Genomic DNA, 20806 nt, shown 5'->3' on the forward strand with positions numbered 1-20806 from the left:
CGCACGCGCAGCACCGCGCGTTGGACGGCGCCCGCACGCCATCGTTCACGTCATGCGGCAAGACCCTGCGCGCGCACGACGTCGATGAACCCGGCAAGCACGGGGCTCACGTCGTCGGTACGCCACACGAGGCCCGTCTCGACGAGCGGCGCGTGGCCGGCGAGCGGCCGGTAGACCACGCCGGTGCGCCGCAGGTTACGCAGCGATTGCGGCACCAGTGCGACGCCCATGCCGGCCGACACGAGGCTGACGATCGTCTGCATCTGGATTGCTTCCTGACCGATGCGCGGGGTTTCCCCCGCCGCGCCGTAGCAGCCCGTAATGATGTCATAAAAGCCGGGCGCCAAACGACGCGGAAAGATCACGAGCGGCAACGCGGCGACGTCGGCAAGCTGCACCGGCTCGTCCTCGGGCGCGTCGGAAGCCGTACTCGGCATCGCGACCACCAGCGGCTCGCGCACGACGGGCAGGTACGACAAGCCGGCCGCGTGACGCGGCGGCACTGGCGGAATGACGAGCCCGGCGTCGATGCGCCCGGCGACGAGTTCGTCGATCTGCACGTCGCTCGTCGCTTCCGCGAGCTGCAGCCGCACCTGCGGATAGCGCGCGCCGAACGCACGCAGCAACGACGGCAACAGCCCGTAATCGGCGGTCGACACGAACGCGAGCGACAGCGAACCGGCCTCGCCGCGCGCGAGCCGGCGCGCGAGCGGCGGCAGCGCATCGGCCGACGCCAGCAGCCGGCGCACGTCGGGCAGCAGCGCCGCGCCGACCGCCGTCAGCGCCACCGAGCGCTTGGTGCGCACGAACAGCGCGACGCCCAGCGCATCCTCCAGCGCGCGAATCGCCTGCGACAGCGGCGGCTGCGTCATCGACAGGCGCTCGGCCGCGCGGCCGAAATGGCGCTCGTCGGCGACGGTCGCGAAATAGCGCCATTGGCGCAGGTCGGGGATCGGATCGGCCATGTTCGACTCATTCGCAAAACGACTTAATAGACGACAAATAATATATTGGACATCCCAATCGGGAAACTCCATGCTTGGTCGATCCGAACCGGCGCGCCCTCGCGAGCGACGCCCATACCACGATGGAGTCCCCCATGTCGTACAACCGTCGCTCGAAGCACATCACGCAAGGCGTGGCCCGTTCGCCGAACCGCTCGATGTATTACGCCCTCGGCTACCAGAAGGACGATTTCGACAAGCCGATGATCGGCATTGCCAACGGTCATTCGACGATCACGCCGTGCAATTCCGGCTTGCAGCGCCTGTCGGACGCGGCCGTCGACGCCGTCAAGGCCGCCGGCGCGAACCCGCAGATCTTCGGCACGCCGACGATTTCGGACGGCATGTCGATGGGCACCGAAGGGATGAAGTACTCGCTCGTGTCGCGCGAAGTGATCGCCGACTGCATCGAGACCTGCGTGCAGGGCCAGTGGATGGACGGCGTCGTGGTGGTCGGCGGCTGCGACAAGAACATGCCCGGCGGCATGATCGCGCTCGCGCGCCTGAACGTGCCGGGCATCTACGTCTACGGCGGCACGATCCGCCCGGGCAACTGGAAGGGCCGCGACCTGACGATCGTGTCGTCGTTCGAAGCCGTCGGCGAATTCACCGCGGGCCGGATGTCGCAGGAGGACTTCGAAGGCGTCGAGAAAAACGCGTGCCCGACGTCCGGTTCGTGCGGCGGCATGTACACCGCGAACACGATGAGTTCATCGTTCGAGGCGCTCGGCATGTCGCTGCTGTATTCGTCGACGATGGCGAACCCCGATCAGGAGAAGGTCGATTCGGCCGCCGAATCGGCGCGTGTGCTGGTCGAGGCCGTGAAGCGCGACCTGAAGCCGCGCGACATCATCACGAAGGAATCGATCGAGAACGCGGTGTCGGTGATCATGGCCACCGGCGGCTCGACCAATGCGGTGCTGCACTATCTCGCGATCGCGCACGCGGCCGAGGTCGACTGGACGATCGACGATTTCGAGCGCATCCGCAAGCGCGTGCCGGTGATCTGCGACCTGAAGCCGTCGGGGAAGTACGTCGCGACCGACCTGCACCGGGCCGGCGGGATTCCGCAGGTGCTGAAGATCCTGCTCGACGCGGGGCTGCTGCACGGCGACTGCATGACGATCACGGGCCGCACGATCGCCGACGAGTTGAAGGACGTGCCGAGCGTGCCGCGCGCGGACCAGGACGTGATCTTCCCGATCGAGCGCGCACTGTACAACGAGGGCCATCTCGCGATCCTGAAGGGCAATCTCGCGGAGGACGGCGCGGTCGCGAAGATCACCGGCCTGAAGAACCCGGTGATCACGGGCCCGGCGCGCGTATTCGACGACGAGCAGAGCGCGATGGATGCGATCCTCGGCGACCGGATCCGCGCGGGCGACATCCTCGTGCTGCGCTACCTCGGCCCGCAGGGCGGCCCCGGCATGCCGGAAATGCTCGCACCGACGTCCGCGATCATCGGCAAGGGGCTCGGCGAATCGGTCGGCTTCATCACGGACGGCCGCTTCTCGGGCGGCACTTGGGGCATGGTGGTCGGCCACGTCGCGCCTGAGGCGTTCGTCGGCGGCACGATCGCGCTGGTGCAGGAAGGCGATTCGATCACGATCGACGCGCACCGGTTGCTGCTGCAACTGAACGTCGACGACGCGGAACTCGCGCGCCGCCGCGCTGCGTGGCAGAAGCCGGCACCCCGCTATACGCGCGGCGTGCTCGCCAAATTCGCGGCGCTCGCCCGGCCGGCGAACCAGGGGGCGGTCACGGGTTGATGCAGAGGCGTCATCGCATGCGACCCCGATAAACGGGCCGCCCGGGGAACGCGCAAAACGTGCGTTCCCTTTGCTTCTATAATGCGCGGACCATGAAGCCGGCCGTCCCCGCCGGCGGAGAACCGCATGAAACAGACGATATTGCGCGTGCTGCTCGCCCTGCTGCTGACCGGCGGCGCGACGGCGGCACGTGCCGACCAGGCCGACGGGCTCGCGCTGGCGCAGCGCAAGAACTGCATGGCCTGCCATGCGATCAGCAAGCCGCTGATGGGTCCGTCGTTCCGCGACATCGCCGGCAAGTACGCGGTGCGCGGCGACGGCGTCGACTACCTGGCGCAATCGATCGTGAAAGGCAGCGTCGGCGTATGGGGCAGCGTGCCGATGCCCGCCAATACGCAACTGACGAGCACCGAGGCCCATACGCTCGCCCAGTGGGTGCTGTCGGTACGCTGAAAGCGAATACCCGCGCGAGTACCCACCTTGTGCGCTTGTGCGCGGGACGTCGCGAGAGGACGGCCGCGTACTGACCGACCGGCCCCTCCCCAGCGGCTTCGCACGCGTTTACTGCGCTTACTGAACCCGCATTCTCTTTTTCGCCGCCGCGAACGATTGCCCTTTCAGCCGGAATGACCGGCGCGACGGCGAGCGATCTCTTCATCGACCGCCTCGCGCACCCAGTCCATCACCTCGGTTTCCAGCGCGAGTGCGACTTCGCGCGTGACCTGGCCGACCAGCCAGGCCGAATGCTCGTGCAGCGCATCGCGACAACGCGCTTCGATGGCGTCGCGCCCTGCCCCGGTCAGATAGTTCGTCAGGCGATTGCGAAGCCGTTCGGCGATGTGCTGCGCATCTTCCGGCGTCAGCGCGACTGCGGCCTGCACATCCGGCTGCGGCGGCACCGCGCCCGGTAGGGCCACCTCCGGCGTCGCCGATTCGGGCGCGTGCGCGGCCGCGTCGCGCGCCATCGCGGCGAACGTGTGTTTCGGCAGGTCGTCATCGACGAGCGACGAGCGCAGCGGCGCCGTCATCGCCGCCGCATCCTCCGCGACCACGTGCTCGGCGGCGCCAGGCTCGGCCGGCGCATCGGTTTCGCCCACGGCGGCGGCCGTCGTCGCGTCGCCCGGCAGCTCGACCGCCGGCACGTGCGGCGTCGGCACGGGTTCGATCACGACGGAATCGGGGTCGGCCTCGGTTTTACGCGATTCGGCCGACGCGGCGCCCGCGGCGGCCGGTGGCGCGATCACGTCGGTGAGCACCGGAATCGCCGCATCGTCGTGCGGCCGGGGGGCGGCCGACGCGGGCGAGCGCGCCGGCGCCGGCTTGCCCGGCACCAGCACGTCAGTCAGCGTCGGAATCGAGGATGAATCGGCTTCTGTCACGGGAACACTCCGTCGACGGTTGCGGCTAGCCGCCCTGCTTGTAGTTGTTCAGCGCATAGCCGCGGTCGCGGTAGAACCGGTAGCGGTCGCGGCCCGCGGCCAGCTCGTCCGGCGCGTTGCCGACCACTTCGAGCAGGCGTTCGAAGCGGGCGAACTGCGCGGGCACGGTCGCGCCGAGGTTCAGCAGCACGTGATGATGCGGCGCGCGGTCGAGATCGGCGGCCAGCACGATCGGCGTGCCGGCGGCGTGCTCGCTGTCGATGCCGCAATGCGGGATGAAATCGAGCGGCGAGAACGTCCAGAGCCGCTCGTCGAGCGCGCGCAGGCGCGCGGGCTCGGCGAGCACGACGACCGGCTGCCCGGCCTGATAGGCCTTGCGCAGCAGCCGGCACGCGTACGCAAGCGAATCGCCGACGTTCGAGTGGAAATCGATCCGCGTCATTGCCCGCGCACCCGCAGCGTCGTCAGCCCCGCCATCACTGGCCGGCGCGGTCGATCAGGAACTGCGCGAGCAACGGCACCGGACGGCCCGTCGCGCCCTTCGCCGCACCGCCCTTCCATGCGGTGCCCGCGATGTCGAGGTGAGCCCACGGATAGCTCTCGGTGAAGCGCGACAGGAAGCACGCGGCCGTCACGGCGCCGGCCGGACGCCCGCCGATGTTCGCGAGATCCGCGAAATTCGACTTCAGCTGTTCCTGGTACTCGTCGTCGAGCGGCATGCGCCATGCCGGGTCGTTCGCCTCGCGCGACGCGTCGAGCAGCTCGCCGGCGAGCGCGTCGTTCGTCGAGAACAGCCCGCTGTTGTGGCCGCCCAGCGCGATCACGCACGCGCCCGTCAACGTCGCGACGTCGATCACGGCGGCCGGCTTGAAGCGCTCGGCATACGTGAGCGCGTCGCACAGGATCAGGCGGCCTTCGGCGTCGGTGTTCAGCACCTCGATCGTCAGCCCCTTCATGCTGGTGACGATGTCGCCCGGCTTCGTCGCATTGCCGCCCGGCATGTTCTCGCAGGTCGGCACGATCGCGACGACGTTGATCTTCAGGCCCATCTCGGCGACCGCGCGGATCGTGCCGAGCACCGAGCCCGCGCCGCACATGTCGTACTTCATCTCGTCCATGCCTTCGCCCGGCTTCAGCGAGATGCCGCCCGTATCGAACGTGATGCCCTTGCCGACCAGCACGACGGGCGCGGCCTTCGCGGCGGCGCCCTGGTAGTGCAGCACGATGAACTGCGGCGGCTCGACCGACGCGCGTGCGACCGACAGGAACGACCCCATCTTCAGCGCCTGGATCTGCTTGAGCCCGAGGACCTCGGCCTTCAGGCCCCAATCCTTCGCGATCTTCTTCGCGGTGTTGCCGAGATAGGTCGGCGTGCAGACGTTGCCCGGCAGGTTGCCGAGGTCGCGGGTCAGATCCATCCCGTTCGCGAGCGCGACGGCCTGCTTGATCGCGACCTTCGCGGCCTTTTCGTCCGCCGGATCGACGCTGAACACGACGCGCTTGAGCGTGTGCGACGCCGGTTCCGGCTTGCTCTTCATCTGCGTGAAGCGGTAGGTCTCGTTGCGCAGCGCGAGGATCGCGGCGCGCACGCCCCAGTCGGAGCTGCGCTCGTCGACCGGCAGTTGCGCGAGCGAGAACGTGACCTGGACGACCTTGGTCGCCAGCAGCGCGCGCCAGGCGGCGGTCACCGCGTCGTTATAGGCTTTCTGATTGAAAGCATCCTGCTTGCCGAGCCCGACGAGCAGCACGCGCGACGCGCCGATGCCCGACACTTCGTGCAGGAACAGCGTCTTGCCGCGCTTGCCGTCCATGTCGCCGGCCTTCACCACGCGCGAGATCAGCCCCTTGGTGGCCGTGTCGATGTCGAGCGCCGCGCCCGACAGGGTCTGCGCCTCGAAGATGCCGAGCACGATGCAGTCGGACTTCCCGGTCAGGAACCCCTTGGCCTCGCCTTTGCTCCAATCACAGCCTTTTATGCTAAAGTCCATCGCGCTTGTCCTCGGATAAAATCTGGGCTAAGGATGAAAGCCGCAATTATCCGCTATTTTTCCCGTGGCGGCGCGAGCGCCCCACCACGCGTGCGCAGCCTCCCGCCCTCTTCTCATCAAGAATGATCTTCGAACGCTCCCTCCAGCGCGAGCTTGCGTATACGGCTGGCGCCGTGTTCATGGTGCTGCTCACGATCATGCTCACGACGATGATGATTCGCATCGTCGGCTACGCCGCGTCCGGCGAAATCGATCCGCGGGACGTGCTCGTGCTGATCGGCCTGACCGTGATCGGCTACCTCGCCGTGATGCTCGTCGTCACGCTGTTCGTGTCGATCCTGTTCGTGCTGACCCGGTGGTACCGGGACTCCGAAATGGTGGTGTGGCTCGCGTCCGGCGTGAGCCTCACGCGCCTCATCAAGCCGATCGGCGTGTTCGCCACGCCGATCGTCCTGCTGATCGCCTTCTTCGCGTTCGTCGGCTGGCCGTGGTCGAACCAGCAGAGCAAGATGATCAAGGCACGTTTCCAGCAGCGCGACGAAATCTCGCTGCTCGCGCCCGGCCAGTTCCGCGAATCGGCCGCGAACCATCGCGTGTTCTTCATCGAGAAGATGTCGCCCGACCAGAGCAAGGTCCAGAACGTGTTCGTCACGTCGACGGAAAACGGCAAGCTCAACGTGGTCGTGTCGCAGACGGGCCATACGGAAACCGCGAAGGACGGCGATCGTTTCGTCGTCCTCGAAGACGGCCGCCGCTACGACGGCACGCCCGGCCAGCCGAACTTCAAGATCATGGAATTCGAGCGCTACGGCGTGAAGATCACCAGCAAGCCGGTCGTCAACGTGCAGACCACCAACAGCACGCCCACGCCCGACCTGCTGCGCAACCCGACGCGCGACAATCTCGCGGAATTCGCGTGGCGCGCGGGGCTGCCGCTGATCGCGCTGAACCTGATGGTGCTCGGCATCCCGCTCGCGTACCAGAACCCGCGCCGCAGCCGCACGATCAACCTCGTGATGGCCGTGCTGATCTACCTCACGTATTCGAACCTGCTGAACGTCGTGCAAGCGCAGATCGAGCAGGGCAAGATGTCGTTCGGCGTCGGTCTCGTCGGGCTGCACGTGCTCGTCGCGGCGATCGTCGCGTTCATTTTCTGGTTGCGCGTGCGCAATCGTCCGTTGTTGTCACGCGCGCTGTTCGGCCGCTCGGGAGCATGATCGATGCGGCTCTATGAAAAGTACTTCGCGCGGCAGATCTACATCACGTTCATCTTCATCCTGTTCGCGTTCTCCGGTCTGTTCTTCTTCTTCGACCTGATCAGCGAGCTGAACTCGGTCGGGCACGGCAACTACAAGTTCGGCTACGCGGTGCTCCGCGTCGCGCTGCAGACGCCGTCGCGCTTCTACGAGATCATCCCGGTCGCCGCGCTGATCAGCGCGATCTACGTGTTCGCGCAGATGGCCGCGAACTCGGAATTCACGATCTTCCGCGTGTCGGGCCTCGCGACCAACCAGGCGCTGCGTTCGCTGCTGAAGATCGGCGTGCCGCTCGTGATCGTCACCTATCTGATCGGCGAATTCGTCGGCCCGTACGCCGACCAGCTGTCCGAACGCGTGCGGCTGCAGGCGCTCGGCGCATCGGTGTCGTCGAACTTCCAGTCGGGCGTATGGGTGAAGGACACGCTCGCGGCCCGCGAGAACGGCGAGCAGGTCACGCGCTTCGTCAACGTCGGCAGCCTGTCGCCCGACTCGACGATCAGCAACGTGCGCATCTACGAGTTCGACTCGAAATTCCAGCTGCAGAACGTGCGGATCGCTCAAACCGGCCGCTACGAGCCACCCGGCCACTGGCTGCTGAAAGGCGTCACCGAAACGGAGCTGACGCCGATCAAGCCGGTCAGCGGCCAGCCGGCCGATGCGCTGAACCCCGTGTACCGGTCGCAGCAGGTGTCGCTGCCCGAATACCGGCTGCGCTCCGACCTGACGCCGCAGATCCTGTCGGTGCTGCTCGTGTCGCCGGAGCGCATGTCGATCATCAACCTGTTCCGCTACATCCAGCACTTGCGCGAGAACCAGCAGGACACGCAGCGCTACGACATCGCGCTGTGGCGCAAGCTGCTGTATCCGTTCGCGGTATTCGTGATGCTCGTGCTGTCGCTGCCGTTCGCCTACCTGCACACGCGGGCGGGCGTGGTCGGCGTGAAGGTGTTCGGCGGCATCATGCTCGGCATGAGCTTCCAGCTGCTCAACACGCTGTTCTCGCACATCGGCACGCTGAACACGTGGCCCGCGCCGCTCACCGCCGCGACGCCGGGTCTCATCTATCTCGCGCTCGGCCTGTTCGCGCTCAAGTGGGTCGACCGGCACTGAGCGCCGCGCGCGACGGAGGCTTCGACATGCATTCGCACGGTATCGTCCTGTTCGGCCACGGCGCCCGCGACCCGCGCTGGGCCGAGCCGTTCGAGCGGCTCGCCGCGCGGCTGCGCGGCGCCGGCTCCCCTGCCGCGCAGGTGTCGCTCGCGTTCCTCGAACTGATGCCGCCGTCGCTCGCCGAGGCCGTGGCCGCGCAAGTCGCGGCCGGCTGCGCGCGCATCACCGTGGTGCCCGTGTTCTTCGGCCAGGGCGGCCATGTTCGCCGCGACCTGCCGCAGCTCGTCGACGCATGCCGCGCCGCGCATCCGGGCGTCGAGATCCGCTGCGCGACGGCCGTCGGCGAAGACGACGGCGTGCTCGACGCGGTCGCGCGCTATTGCGTCGATCAGCTCGGCGACGACGCGTAGGCCACGTCTTCGCCGCGCCCAAAGAAAAAGCGCCGGCATCTGCCGGCGCTTTTTGCGTTTGGGACCGCGCGCGAGCCGCGCTCAGGCGGCATTGCGCACCGGATCGCCCGCCTGCGCCTGCCGTGTGCGTTCGGCGAATGCATCGCCGATCATCAGCAGGCTCGGTTCCGCGGGGTCGAGCCACGCCTGCGCATCGCCGGCCGCCATCCGGGCGAGCGTCAGCGTCAGCGTGCGTTCGCGCGCGGTGCTGCATGCCTCGACGATCGCCACCGGCGTCGCCGGCGCACGGCCGGCGTCGATCAATTCCTGCGCGATGCCGGGCGCGCTGTCGCGGCCCATGTAGTAGACGATCGAATCGGCGCGTGCGGCTTCGCGAATCTCGTCGCTACCCGGTGCGCGGCTGTGCGTCGCGAACGCGACGCTGCGCGATACGCCGCGCAACGTGAGCGAACGCTTCAGCGTCGCCGCGCCGGCCAGCGCCGCGGTGATGCCCGGCACGATCTCGTAGTCGATGCCGGCCGCGTCGAGTGCGCGCATTTCCTCTTCGGCGCGACCGAACAGCATCGGATCGCCGCCCTTCAACCGCACGACGCACGCGTGCTCGCGCGCCGCGTCGACGATCTGCTTGTTGATGAAATGCTGCGCGGTCGAGCGCTGCCCGCAGCGCTTGCCGACCGCGATCTTCCGCGCGTTCGGCGCATAGTCGAGCATCGCAGGCTCGACGAGCGCGTCGTGCAGCACGACGTCGGCCTGCTCGAGCAGCCGCATGCCGCGCACCGTGATGAGGTCCGCGGCGCCCGGTCCTGCTCCGATCAGATATACCTTGCCCATGTTTGTCGCTTCGCTAGGGTCCTGCAGCGGCGGCCGGTTCGCCGCCGCGCAGATTGACGATTACGCCGAGAACGCGCGGATCATCCCGGCGGCGACCGTGTGGTGCGTCGCCTCGTCGATCAGCACGAACGCGCCCGTGCCGGGGTGCGCATCGTACGTGTCGCACACGATCGGCTTCTGCAGCGTCAGCGCCACGCGGCCGATATCGTTCATCTTCAGGTCCTGGCGATCGGTCGCGTGCGACAGCGTATGCACGTCGAGCACCTGCTTGACGCCGCCGATCTTCGCGAACACCGTACTGGTGGTCTGCTTCAGCAGGTACTTGCGCTGCGGCGACAGCGGCGTCTCGTCGAACCAGCACAGGTCCGCCTCGAGCTTCTTCGCCGGCTCGACCGGCTCGGCGGCCGTGACGAACATGTCACCGCGCGACACGTCGACATCCTCTTCGAGACGGATCGTCACCGTCTGGCCCGCGAACGCGTGCGCGACCGATGCGGTGCCGCCCGGCACCGGCGCGACGATCTCGGCGACCGTCGCGGTGCGGTTCGACGGCAGCACGACGATCGCGTCGCCGACCTTCACTTCGCCCGACTCGATCCGGCCCATGTAGCCGCGGAAATCGTCGGCCGAGCTGCCGTCCTGGCGCGCGACCCACTGCACCGGGAAGCGCAGCGCGTCGTGCGCCTGCGTCTCGACCGGCAGCGACTCGAGCACGTCGAGCAGCGGCTCGCCGGCGTACCACGGCATGCGCTCGCTCGCGCCGACGATGTTGTCGCCCTTCAGCGCCGACACCGGCACGAAGCGCACGTCGGTCAGGCCGAGCTGCTTCGCGAGCGCGACGTACGCGTCGCGGATCTCGTTGAAGCGCGCCTCGCTGTAGTCGACGAGGTCCATCTTGTTGATCGCGACGATCACGTGCTGCAGCCCGAGCAGCTTGACGATCGCGCTGTGGCGCTTGGTCTGCGGCAGGAGTTGCACGACGCCGTTCTCGACCGTGATGCGTGTCGCGTCGATCAGGATGATCGCCGCGTGCGCGGTCGACGCGCCCGTCACCATGTTGCGCGTGTACTGCTCGTGGCCCGGCGTGTCGGCGATGATGAACTTGCGCTTCGCGGTCGCGAAATAGCGGTACGCGACGTCGATCGTGATGCCCTGCTCGCGCTCGGCCTCCAGCCCGTCCGTCAGCAGCGCGAGATCGAGCTCGTCGCCGACCGTGCGCTTGTTCTTCGCGCGCGACAGCGCGGACAGCTGGTCGGACAGCACGGCCTTGCTGTCGTACAGCAGGCGGCCGATCAGCGTGCTCTTGCCGTCGTCGACGCTGCCCGCGGTGATGAAGCGCAACACGCCGAGGTCTTCGGTGTTCTCGATGATGCTCATGATGTGAATGTCCTCGTGTGCTTCAGAAATAACCTTGCTTCTTGCGCTGTTCCATCGCGGCTTCGGACGCCTGGTCGTCCATCCGGGTCGCGCCGCGCTCGGTGATCTCGGTCACCGCCGTCTCGGCGATGATCTTCTCGACGTCGTCCGCGTCGCTTTCGACCGGGCACGTGCAGCTGATGTCGCCGACCGTGCGGAAGCGCACCTGCGCCAGCTCGCTCGTCTCGCCGTCACGCATCGGCGTGAGCGGCGTGACCGGCACGAGCAGCCCGTTGCGGCGCACGATCTCGCGCTGGTGCGCGTAATAGATCGACGGCAGCTCGAGGTTCTCGCGCGCGATGTACTGCCACACGTCGAGCTCGGTCCAGTTCGAGATCGGGAACACGCGCAGATGCTCACCCTTGTGCAGGCGGGCGTTGTACAGGCTCCACAGTTCCGGGCGCTGCGCCTTCGGGTCCCACTGGCCGAATTCGTCGCGGAACGAGAAGATGCGCTCCTTCGCGCGCGCCTTCTCTTCGTCGCGGCGCGCGCCGCCGATCAGCGCCGTATAGCCGTGCTGTTCGATCGTCTCGAGCAGCGTGACGGCCTGCGCGGCGTTGCGCGAATCGGTTTCGCGGCGCAGCACGACCGTGCCGCGCTTGATCGAATCCTCGACGTGGCCGACCACCAGCTCGGCGCCGAGCTCCTGCGCGCGGCGGTCGCGGAAGTCGATCACCTCCTCGTAGTTGTGGCCCGTGTCGATATGCACGAGCGGGAACGGCAGCGTCGTCTTGCGGTTCGCGCCGAGGCCGAACGCCTTCAGCGCCAGATGCAGCACGACGACCGAATCCTTGCCGCCCGAGAACAACAGCGCCGGCTTGCTGCATTCGGCAACGAGTTCGCGCAGGATGTGGATCGACTCGGCTTCGAGCCAGTCGAGGTGGCCCATGCGGCTGTCGGCGCCGGTGGGCGGGGCAAAGGCGGATTGCTCGAGCGTCGTGCTCATGATTTCAGTCCTTCTCTTCCGGGTTCGTGCCGCCCGCTGTCGCAGGCGGCGCAATATTCAGTTTCTTGTCGGTTTTCAATGCGCGGCGCCGGCGTCGGCATTCGCGGGAATCGGCGTGATCGTCGTGATGTGCAGCCCGCATTCCTTCGTGTCGCGCGACTCCCACCACCAGCGGCCCGCGCGGCTGTCCTCGCCGGGACGGATCGCGCGCGTGCACGGCTCGCAGCCGATGCTCGGGTAGCCGCGCGCGTGCAGCGGGTTCACCGGCACGTCGAACGCGTTAAGGTACGCCCACACGTCGGCTTCCGTCCAGTCGGCGAGCGGGTTGTACTTCGCGATCCCGCGCGCTTCGTCCTGTTCTTCCTCGTGCAGCTCCGCGCGCGTGACCGACTGCTCGCGGCGCTGGCCCGTCACCCACGCGCCGACGTCGGCCAGCGCGCGGTTCAGCGGCTCGACCTTGCGGATGTGGCAGCACGCCTTGCGCAGCTCGACGCTCTCGTAGAACGCGTTCAGGCCGTGCTCGGCGACGTACTGGTCCACCGCGTCCTGCTGCGGGTGGAACTGCTCGATCTCGTAGCCGTAGCGCTCGCGCACGCGGTCGATCATGCCGAGCGTTTCCGCATGCAGGCGGCCCGTGTTCAGCGAGAAGATGCCGATCGGCACGCCCTTCGACAGGATCGCGTGCGTGAGCAGCATGTCCTCCGCGGCAAGGCTGCTCGCGAATTTCACCTTGTCGTGACGGGCGCCGATCCGCGCGAGCAGCGCGTCGAGGCGCTCGACCTTCGCGGCGAGTTCCGGCGTCAGCTCGGTGGCGGTCGCGGTGCTCATGCGCTCACCTTGGTGTCGGCCGCGGCCTCGCGGCGGCGGAACAGCGGCGCCGGCTCGTCGAATGCGCCCTGGTAACGCTGCGTGAATTCCGTGAACGCATTCAGCGCGTCGTGGATGTCCTTGTCGGCGCGCACCGCGAACGCGTCGAAGCCGCAGCGCGACATGTACAGCAGTTGATCGCGCAGCACGTCGCCGATCGCGCGCAGCTCGCCCGTCCAGCCGTGGCGCTCGCGCAGCAGGCGCGCGATGCTGTAGCCGCGGCCGTCCGCGAAGCGCGGGAAATCGACGGCGACCAGCGAGATCGCGCCGAAATCGGCCACGAGATCGGCCGGTTCGCTGTCCGGCGCGAGCCACACGCCGAGTTCGTCCTTCGTCTTCGCGGCGACGAGCGCCGCACGCTCGGCCTGCCACAACGCGAACGGCACCAGCACCTTGCCGACCGGCAACGCGTCGACCGCGGGCAGCGCGCCGTCTTCCGCCGCGCGCACGACCTGCCATGCATCGTCGATCACTGCGCGGTTCTTGATAATCGAAGCCATCTGCAAATTCCTTCTACCCGGTTGATTACGCGTTCACGGCCTGGCGCGCCGCATACACGCGCTCCTTGAACGGCGCGATGCCGATGCGGTCGTACGTGTCGATGAAGCGCTCGCCGTCGATGCGCGCTTCGACGAACGTGTCGATCAGCGTCGCGATCACGTCCGGCACTTCTTGCGCGGAGAACGACGGCCCGATCACGCGGCCGAGGCGCGCGCCGTTGCGGCCCGTGCCCTGCTCGCCGCCGAGCGACACCTGATACCACTCGGCGCCATCCTTGTCGACGCCGAGGATGCCGATGTTGCCGACGTGGTGATGGCCGCACGAGTTCATGCAACCGGAAATGTTCAGCGACAGGTCGCCGAGGTCGTACACGTAGTCCAGATCGTCGAAACGCTGCTGGATCGCGAGCGCGATCGGGATCGACTTCGCGTTCGCGAGCGAGCAGAAGTCGCCGCCCGGGCACGCGATGATGTCGGTCAGCAGGCCGACGTTCGGCGTCGCGAAACCGGCCGCCTTGGCCTTTTCCCACAACGCGAACAGGTCGCGCTTCTTCACGTTCGCGAGAATCAGGTTCTGCTCGTGCGACACGCGCAGTTCGCCGAGCGAGTAGGCGTCGGCCCAGTCGGCGACCAGGTCCATCTGCGCGTCGGTCGCGTCGCCCGGGGCCACGCGGTGATCCTTCAGCGACAGCGTGACGGCGGCATAGCCCGGCACCTTGTGCGGCGCGACGTTACGCTCGACCCAGCGCGCGAACGCCTTGTTCTCGAGCAGATGCTGTTCGAACGACGCGTCGGTGTCGGCGAGCTTTTCGTAGACCGGCGGCTGGAAGTACTGCGACACGCGGTCGATTTCGGCCTGCGTGAGCGTCGACGGGCCGTCCTTCAGGTGCTGCCATTCTTCCTCGACCTGCTGCGCGAACTTCGCCGGCGACAGCGCCTTCACGAGGATCTTGATCCGCGCCTTGTACAGGTTGTCGCGGCGGCCGTAGCGGTTGTACACGCGCAGCACGGCCTCGCAGTACGTGAGCAGGTGCTGCCACGGCAGGTCTTCCTTGATCACCGCGCCGACGATCGGCGTACGGCCGAGGCCGCCGCCCGCGAGGATGCTCGCGACCACCTCGCCCTGCGCGTTCTTCTTCAGGTACACGCCGAGGTCGTGGATCTGCACGGCCGCGCGGTCGTGCTTCGAGCCCGACACCGCGATCTTGAACTTGCGCGGCAGCCACGCGAATTCGGGATGGAACGTCGACCACTGGCGCAGGATCTCGGCCCACGGGCGCGGATCGATCTCTTCGTCCTGCGCGACGCCGGCGAACTGGTCGGCCGTGATGTTGCGGATGCAGTTGCCCGACGTCTGGATGCCATGCATCTGCACCGACGCGAGCTTCGCGAGAATCTCGGGCGTCTCTTCCAGTTCGATCCAGTTGAACTGGATGTTCGAGCGGGTCGAGAAGTGGCCGTAGCCGCGGTCGTGTTCGCGGGCGATGCGCGCCAGCATCCGGAGCTGGTCGCTGCGCAGGTTGCCGTACGGAATCGCGATGCGGTGCATGTACGCGTGGCGCTGCATGTACAGGCCGTTCTGCAGACGCAGCGGACGGAATTCGTCTTCGCTCAACTCGCCCGACAGCCGGCGGCGCACCTGATCGCGGTACTGCGCGACTCGCTCGTCGACGATCGTCTGGTCGTATTGGTCGTACTGATACATTCGGGGACCCCAGGGTTTTCGTGTTGACCGCGCGACGTCCTAGCCACGTCGCGCCCGAATCTCCGTTCCGTCGTCACCGCCGCCATCCGCTGCCGGCTGGATTGCTAATGACGAAAACAGATATCCATATTTGAAAAACTCTGGTGAATCGTAATAAACTCGCCTTATATTTCAAACGACTAAAAAATTCTGTTGATATGCGGAAGGGTTATAAATGAACCTGCACCAATTTCGCTTCGTGCGCGAGGCCGTCCGGCAGAATTTCAACCTCACCGAGGCCGCCAAGGCGCTCTACACGTCGCAACCGGGGGTATCGAAGGCGATCATCGAGCTCGAGGACGAGCTGGGCGTCGAGATCTTCACGCGGCACGGCAAGCGCGTGCGCTCGCTCACCGAACCGGGCCGGATCATCCTCGCATCGGTCGAGCGGATTCTTCAGGAAGTTGAAAGCTTGAAGAGGGTCGGGAAAGATTATGCGGCGCAGGACCAGGGCAACCTGACCATCGCGGCGACCCACACGCAGGCCCGCTACTCGCTGCCGGCGGCGATCGCCGAGTTCAAGAAGCGCTTCCCGAAGGTGCACCTGTCGATCCTGCAGGGCAGCCCGACGCAGGTGGCCGAAATGGTGATCCACGACCAGGCCGATCTCGCGATCGCGACCGAGGCGATCTCCGACTACAAGGAACTCGTGTCGCTGCCCTGCTTCCAGTGGCATCACGCGGCCGTCGTGCCGGCCGACCATCCGCTGCTCGAACGCAAGCCGGTCACGCTGGACGATCTCGCGCAATACCCGCTGATCACGTACGACGACGCGTTCGCGGGCCGCAAGAAGATCAATCATGCGTTCGCGCTGCGCGGACTGTCGCCGGACATCGTGCTCGAGGCGATCGACGCCGACGTGATCAAGACCTATGTCGAACTCGGCCTGGGCGTCGGCATCATGGCCGACATCGCGTTCAATCCCGAGCGCGATCGCGGCTTGCGGCTGATCCCGGTCGGCCATCTGTTCGGCAGCAACGTGACGCGCGTCGCGCTCAAGCAGGGCGCCTACCTGCGCAGCTATGTGTATACGCTCGTCGAGCTGCTGTCGCCGACGCTGAACCGCAAGCTGATCGAGCAGGCGCTCAAGGGCGAAGCCGAATCGTACGAGCTTTGACGGACAGGTATGAACCGGGGGGCGCACATTGCGCCCCTTTTCGTTGCCCGACGGACATGGAGATTCCCGCATGACGCTTCCCGCCCTGTTGCGCCGCGCCGCCGGCGCCGCCCTCGTGTTCGCCTGCGCGGTCGCGCATGCCGACCTGAAGATCGGCGTCGATCTGTCGTCGACCGGCCCGGCCGCCGCGATCGGCATCACGAGCAAGAACGCGATCCTGATGTGGCCGAAGACGATCGCCGGGCAGCCGGTGCAGGTGACGGTGCTCGACGACGCGTCCGATCCGGGCACCGCCGTGCGCAACATTCGCAAGCTGGTCGACGAGGATCACGTCGACGTCGTGGTCGGGCCGAACATCACGCCGGCCGCGCTCGCGGCGCTCGACGCGGTGGCGGCCGCGCAGACGGCGATGATCACGCTGGTCGGCTCGGGCGCGATCGTCGAGCCGCAGGAAGGCGCGCGGACCTGGGCGTTCAAGATGGCGCAGAGCGACCGCGCGATGGCCGACGTGATGACGCGCTACATGGCCAACCACGGCGTGAAGACGGTCGGCTTCATCGGCTTCGCGGACAGCTACGGCGACAGCTGGCTCAACGAATTCACGCGCTTCGCGGACCTGCGCAAGATCCGCGTGGTCGCGACCGAGCGCTTCAATCGCACCGACGCGAGCGTCACCGGCCAGGCGCTGAAGCTGATCGCGGCGAAACCCGATGCGATCCTGATCGCGGGCTCAGGCACGCCGGCCGTGCTGCCGCAGCGCACGCTGATAGAGCGCGGCTACAAGGGCGCGATCTACCAGACCCACGGGATCGCGACGCCGGAATTCATCAAGCTCGGCGGCAAGGACGTCGACGGCACGCTGTTCCCGACCCAGCCGGTGGTCGTCGCACGCACGCTGCCTGCCGACCATCCGGCGCGCAAGGCCGCGTTGGCATTCGTCGACGCGTATGAAACGAAATACGGCGCCGGCACCGTCACGCAGTTCGCGGGCGATGCGGCGGGCGTCTATCCGCGCCTCGCCGACGCGGTCGGCCGCGCGCTGAAGGCCGCGCAGCCCGGCACGCCCGCGTTCCGCGCGGCGCTGCGGCGCGAACTCGAACGCGCGCACGAGCTCGTCGTGCCGAACGGCGTCGTCAACACGAGCGACAAGGATCACGTGGGGCTCGACCAGCGAGCGAGCGTGATGGGGATCGTGAAACAGGGTCGCTTCGTCTATCTGAGCCAGTGACTCGTACGCCGGATGCCGGGTAGCTTGCCCGCCGTCCGGATTTCCGCCATAATCCGCGTTTCGCCGCGCACCACCGCATGCGCGGCCAGAATCACGCCCAGGTGGTGAAATTGGTAGACGCAGGGGACTCAAAATCCCCCGCCGCAAGGCGTGCCGGTTCGATTCCGGCCCTGGGCACCAGTCTTCCGCAGCGTCATCCGCTGCAACGCTCGAAACCCGCGCAAGCTCGCCGCTTCGCGGTTTTTTGTTTTTGCGCCGCATCGCCGCGACGGACGTCCCGCCCGGCAGTCCAAGCATCGGGGAGATGCCGACCACGGAGGCCGCCCATGTCCATGCGCAGGATTTCATGCCGGGTCTGCCGCGCCGTGCTCGCCACCGTGCTGGCGCTCGCGCTCGGCGGTTGCGACATACTAAGCGCGCCGCCCGTACCCGACTGGCCCGGGCCGCATGCGCCGTATCCATTCCCGGACACCCTTCCCCATCGCACCGAATGACCTGACGGCAGCCTTCGTCGTGCAGCCACTTGACTCAGGCCATCAGCTCGCGGACGAAGTCGAGAAACACCCTCACCTTCGCCGACACGAGATTCGACGCGTGGTGATACGCGTAAAGCGGGAAAGTCTCGTCCGCCCACTCGGGCAACAACTGCACCAACCGACCGTCGGCCAGGACGTCCCGCGCATAGAGTTCCAGCAGTTGCGCAATGCCGACGCCGCCCAGGCACGCGCCGAGCAGCCCGCCCGTATCGTTGACCGTCAGCCTGCCGGCGGCGTCGACCGGCACGACTTCCTTGCCGCGATGAAATTCCCATTCGTACGGCCGCCCCGTCACCGGATTGCGGATCAGCACGCACCGGTGACCGTCCGCGAGATCCCGCGGGTGCCGCGGTTCGCCATGACGCGCGACATAGGCCGCCGACGCGCAGGTCAGCACGCGCGTCTCGACCAGCAGGCGCGCACGATATGACGACGGCTCCGGGATGCCGAAGCGCACGGCCACGTCGAAGCCGTCGGCGACGAGGTCGCCCATCCGGTCGCGCACGCTGATCTCGACGGACAGGTCGGGAAAGCGATCGAGAAATTCCGCCATCCGCGGCGCGAGCACGTAGTGACCGAACGTGCCGTCCACGTTCACGCGCAGCCGCCCCCTCACGCGCGCCTTCGACTGGCCGGCGTCGAGCGCCGCCTCCTCGATGCCGGCCAGCAGCGGCGCGACCGCCTCGTAAAAGCGCCGCCCTTCGTCGGTCAGCGTGATCGCGCGCGCCGTCCGGTTGAAGATCCGGATGCCGACGCGCTGTTCCAGCCGGGCGACGGCGCGGCTCACCGCCGGTTGAGTCAGCCCCATCGCCTCGCCCGCGCGCGCGAAGGTGCCGGCCTCGATCACCGCGGAGAGCACTCCGATACCGCTGAGCAGCCTGCTGTCGAACCCCATGAGACATACTTTTAGTCATTCATTGACTGATCATTATTCATTATTTTTATTGATCGAGGAAGCCTACAGTAGTCCTGTCGCCGGATCGAACGGCATTCATCCCTTCACCAAGGAGCAGGACATGAGCACATCGGAACAGGTCGCCCTCGTCACGGGTTCGTCGCGCGGCATCGGCGCGGAAATCGCCCGTCAGCTCGCCCGGGACGGTTTCCGGGTCGTCGTCAACTATGCCGGCAGCGCCGGCCCGGCCCGCGACGTGGTCGATGCGATCGTCGCCGACGGCGGCCGTGCCGTCGCGGTGCAGGCGAACGTCGCCGACCCCGCGGCCGTGGCCGCGCTGTTCGACGCCGCCCGCGACGCATTCGGCGGCATCGACGTGGTGGTCAATTCGGCGGGCGTGATGAAGCTGGCCGCGATCGCCGACTGCGACGACGCGCTGTTCGACGAAACGATCGCCATCAACGTGAAAGGCACGTTCAACGTATGCCGCGAAGCGGCGAAACGGGTGCGTGACGGCGGACGCATCATCAACCTATCGACCAGCGTGATCGGCATGCGCATGCCGACTTACGGCGTGTACGTCGCAAGCAAGGCGGCGGTCGAAAGCCTCACGCAGGTGCTCGCGCAGGAAATGCGCGGGCGCGGCGTCCGCGTGAACGCCGTCGCGCCGGGACCGGTCGCGACCGAGTTGTTCCTGCAGGGCAAGAGCGCCGAACTCGTCGATCGGCTCGCGAAGCTGAACCCGCTCGAGCGGCTCGGCCAGCCCGACGACATCGCGCGCGTCGTCGCGTTCCTCGCCGGCCCGGACGGCGCGTGGATCAACGGCCAGATCCTGCGCGCCAACGGCGGCATGTGCTGACGGACCGCCCGCTACCCACTCGTCTTTCCGCCAGGAGATCGCTCATGAAGGAAGTCATCCTCGTCACCGGCGCGTCCAGCGGCTTCGGCCTGCTGACGGCCCAGGCGCTCGCCCGCGCCGGTCACACGGTCTACGCATCGATGCGCGAGAGCACCGGGCGCAACGCGCCGCGCGTCGCCGCCGTCACCGCCTATGCGCAAGAACACGGCGTCGACCTGCGCAGCCTCGAGCTCGACGTCGGCGACGATGCGTCGGTCGACGCCGCAATCGATCGCGTGATCGCCGACGACGGCCGTCTGGACGTCGTCGTCCACAACGCCGGCCACATGGTGTTCGGGCCGGCCGAAGCGTTCACGCCCGAACAGCTCGCGCAGCTTTACGACGTCAACGTCGTGTCGACCCAGCGCGTGAACCGCGCGGCGCTGCCGCACCTGCGCCGCCAAGGCCGCGGCCTGCTCGTCTGGGTGTCGTCCTCGTCGGCGCGCGGCGGCACCCCGCCGTTCCTCGCGCCCTACTTCGCCGCGAAAGCCGCGATGGACTCGCTCGCGGTGTCCTACGCGGCCGAACTCGCGCGCTGGGGCATCGAAACGTCGATCGTCGTGCCGGGTGCGTTCACCCGGGGCACGAATCACTTCCTCCATGCGGGCAAGCCGGCCGATACCGTCGTGCAGGCCGCCTACGACAGCGGACCGTACGCGGGCGTCGCCGATCAGGCATTGCAGGGCCTCGCCGCGCTCGAGCCGGCTAACGCCGATGCAGGCGCCGTCGCCACGGCGATTGCCGCGCTCGTCGCGGCGCCGGCCGGCAAGCGCCCTTACCGCGTGTTCGTCGACCCGTCGCAGGACGGCGCCGAGGAAGTGTTCCGCGTCGGCGATCGCATCCGTCGCGAGATGTTCAGAAACATCGGGCTCGCCGACCTGCTCGCGCCGCGCGTGCACGGTTGACCCT

Annotated in this window: 20 protein-coding genes and 1 tRNA gene; 10 read left to right on the top strand and 11 right to left on the bottom strand. The window is 67.5% G+C overall.

What is annotated here, in order from left to right:
- Window positions 1–50: 50 nt before the first annotated feature.
- On the bottom strand, window positions 51–965 hold the full coding sequence (locus WT53_RS03935) for a LysR substrate-binding domain-containing protein (protein WP_034208142.1): 915 nt from the start codon (window positions 963–965) through the stop codon (window positions 51–53).
- A gap of 134 nt (window positions 966–1099) precedes the next feature.
- Here WT53_RS03935 and ilvD point away from each other — a divergent pair, with 134 nt between their 5' ends.
- Together ilvD and WT53_RS03945 are read left to right on the top strand one after the other, a co-directional pair.
- Entirely contained in the window at window positions 1100–2773 is a 1674-nt protein-coding gene (gene ilvD / locus WT53_RS03940; RefSeq protein WP_034208143.1) for a dihydroxy-acid dehydratase, read from the top strand.
- A 126-nt stretch (window positions 2774–2899) separates the two neighbouring features.
- The gene (locus WT53_RS03945) at window positions 2900–3226 is read left to right on the top strand and encodes a c-type cytochrome (RefSeq protein WP_034208144.1); all 327 of its coding nucleotides are present in this window, start codon (window positions 2900–2902) and stop codon (window positions 3224–3226) included.
- A gap of 164 nt (window positions 3227–3390) precedes the next feature.
- On the opposite strand, the gene WT53_RS03950 is transcribed toward WT53_RS03945, so the two are convergent.
- The 3 genes from WT53_RS03950 to WT53_RS03960 are packed head-to-tail and all read right to left on the bottom strand — an operon-like array spanning window position 3391 to window position 6140.
- The gene (locus WT53_RS03950; RefSeq protein WP_034208145.1) at window positions 3391–4152 is read right to left on the bottom strand and encodes a DUF2486 family protein; all 762 of its coding nucleotides are present in this window, start codon (window positions 4150–4152) and stop codon (window positions 3391–3393) included.
- A 25-nt stretch (window positions 4153–4177) separates the two neighbouring features.
- A complete protein-coding gene (locus WT53_RS03955; RefSeq protein ID WP_034208146.1) occupies window positions 4178–4594 on the bottom strand; it encodes a DNA polymerase III subunit chi in 417 nt (138 codons plus the stop codon).
- Window positions 4595–4628: 34 nt separating this feature from the next.
- Window positions 4629–6140 (bottom strand): leucyl aminopeptidase, encoded by a 1512-nt coding sequence (locus WT53_RS03960; protein WP_034208147.1) that lies wholly within the window; start codon window positions 6138–6140, stop codon window positions 4629–4631.
- A 122-nt stretch (window positions 6141–6262) separates the two neighbouring features.
- Between WT53_RS03960 and lptF the strand changes: the two genes are divergently transcribed.
- Genes lptF through WT53_RS03975 form a run of 3 tightly spaced genes read left to right on the top strand, consistent with a single transcriptional unit; the run spans window position 6263 to window position 8919 of the window.
- Window positions 6263–7357: an LPS export ABC transporter permease LptF gene (lptF, locus tag WT53_RS03965; protein ID WP_034208148.1), complete on the top strand. Its 1095-nt coding sequence runs from the start codon at window positions 6263–6265 to the stop codon at window positions 7355–7357.
- Window positions 7358–7360: 3 nt separating this feature from the next.
- Window positions 7361–8509 carry an LPS export ABC transporter permease LptG gene (gene lptG / locus WT53_RS03970; protein WP_034208149.1) on the top strand — a complete coding sequence of 383 codons (1149 nt, stop codon included), beginning with the start codon at window positions 7361–7363 and terminating at the stop codon, window positions 8507–8509.
- 26 nt (window positions 8510–8535) lie between these two features.
- Complete coding sequence (locus WT53_RS03975) at window positions 8536–8919, top strand: sirohydrochlorin chelatase (protein ID WP_034208150.1); 384 nt, start codon at window positions 8536–8538, stop codon at window positions 8917–8919.
- A gap of 81 nt (window positions 8920–9000) precedes the next feature.
- Here the strand turns inward: WT53_RS03975 and cobA are convergent, their stop codons facing one another.
- The 6 genes from cobA to WT53_RS04005 form a co-directional block, all read right to left on the bottom strand.
- On the bottom strand, window positions 9001–9750 hold the full coding sequence (gene cobA, locus WT53_RS03980; RefSeq protein ID WP_034208151.1) for a uroporphyrinogen-III C-methyltransferase: 750 nt from the start codon (window positions 9748–9750) through the stop codon (window positions 9001–9003).
- Window positions 9751–9810: 60 nt separating this feature from the next.
- Window positions 9811–11127 (bottom strand): sulfate adenylyltransferase subunit 1, encoded by a 1317-nt coding sequence (locus WT53_RS03985; protein WP_034208152.1) that lies wholly within the window; start codon window positions 11125–11127, stop codon window positions 9811–9813.
- Window positions 11128–11149: 22 nt separating this feature from the next.
- On the bottom strand, window positions 11150–12112 hold the full coding sequence (cysD, locus tag WT53_RS03990) for a sulfate adenylyltransferase subunit CysD (RefSeq protein WP_006478076.1): 963 nt from the start codon (window positions 12110–12112) through the stop codon (window positions 11150–11152).
- Between the two features lie 75 nt (window positions 12113–12187).
- A complete protein-coding gene (locus WT53_RS03995) occupies window positions 12188–12940 on the bottom strand; it encodes a phosphoadenylyl-sulfate reductase (RefSeq protein WP_034208153.1) in 753 nt (250 codons plus the stop codon).
- Window positions 12937–13479: a DUF934 domain-containing protein gene (locus tag WT53_RS04000; RefSeq protein ID WP_034208154.1), complete on the bottom strand. Its 543-nt coding sequence runs from the start codon at window positions 13477–13479 to the stop codon at window positions 12937–12939. Before WT53_RS04000 ends, WT53_RS03995 begins: the two co-directional genes overlap by 4 nt.
- Before the next feature lie 25 nt (window positions 13480–13504).
- On the bottom strand, window positions 13505–15184 hold the full coding sequence (locus WT53_RS04005) for a nitrite/sulfite reductase (protein ID WP_034208155.1): 1680 nt from the start codon (window positions 15182–15184) through the stop codon (window positions 13505–13507).
- A gap of 214 nt (window positions 15185–15398) precedes the next feature.
- On the opposite strand from WT53_RS04005, the gene WT53_RS04010 reads away from it, so the two are divergent.
- From WT53_RS04010 to WT53_RS04020, 3 genes are all read left to right on the top strand, one after another.
- The gene (locus tag WT53_RS04010) at window positions 15399–16340 is read left to right on the top strand and encodes a CysB family HTH-type transcriptional regulator (protein ID WP_006478072.1); all 942 of its coding nucleotides are present in this window, start codon (window positions 15399–15401) and stop codon (window positions 16338–16340) included.
- A gap of 70 nt (window positions 16341–16410) precedes the next feature.
- A complete protein-coding gene (locus WT53_RS04015) occupies window positions 16411–17568 on the top strand; it encodes an ABC transporter substrate-binding protein (protein WP_034208156.1) in 1158 nt (385 codons plus the stop codon).
- Between the two features lie 95 nt (window positions 17569–17663).
- Window positions 17664–17748, top strand: a tRNA-Leu gene (locus tag WT53_RS04020).
- Window positions 17749–18096: 348 nt separating this feature from the next.
- Here the strand turns inward: WT53_RS04020 and WT53_RS04025 are convergent.
- Window positions 18097–18999: a LysR family transcriptional regulator gene (locus tag WT53_RS04025; RefSeq protein WP_034208157.1), complete on the bottom strand. Its 903-nt coding sequence runs from the start codon at window positions 18997–18999 to the stop codon at window positions 18097–18099.
- Window positions 19000–19120: 121 nt separating this feature from the next.
- Here WT53_RS04025 and WT53_RS04030 point away from each other — a divergent pair, with 121 nt between their 5' ends.
- Together WT53_RS04030 and WT53_RS04035 are read left to right on the top strand one after the other, a co-directional pair.
- Window positions 19121–19858, top strand: coding sequence for an SDR family oxidoreductase (locus WT53_RS04030; protein WP_034208158.1), 738 nt, complete (start codon window positions 19121–19123; stop codon window positions 19856–19858).
- Between the two features lie 44 nt (window positions 19859–19902).
- Window positions 19903–20802, top strand: a complete 900-nt coding sequence (locus WT53_RS04035; RefSeq protein ID WP_034208159.1) for an SDR family oxidoreductase — start codon at window positions 19903–19905, stop codon at window positions 20800–20802.
- The last annotated feature ends 4 nt before the right edge of the window (window positions 20803–20806 follow it).

Origin of the sequence: Burkholderia sp. MSMB2157WGS (assembly GCF_001532755.1) — a bacterium.
Taxonomy (GTDB): domain Bacteria; phylum Pseudomonadota; class Gammaproteobacteria; order Burkholderiales; family Burkholderiaceae; genus Burkholderia.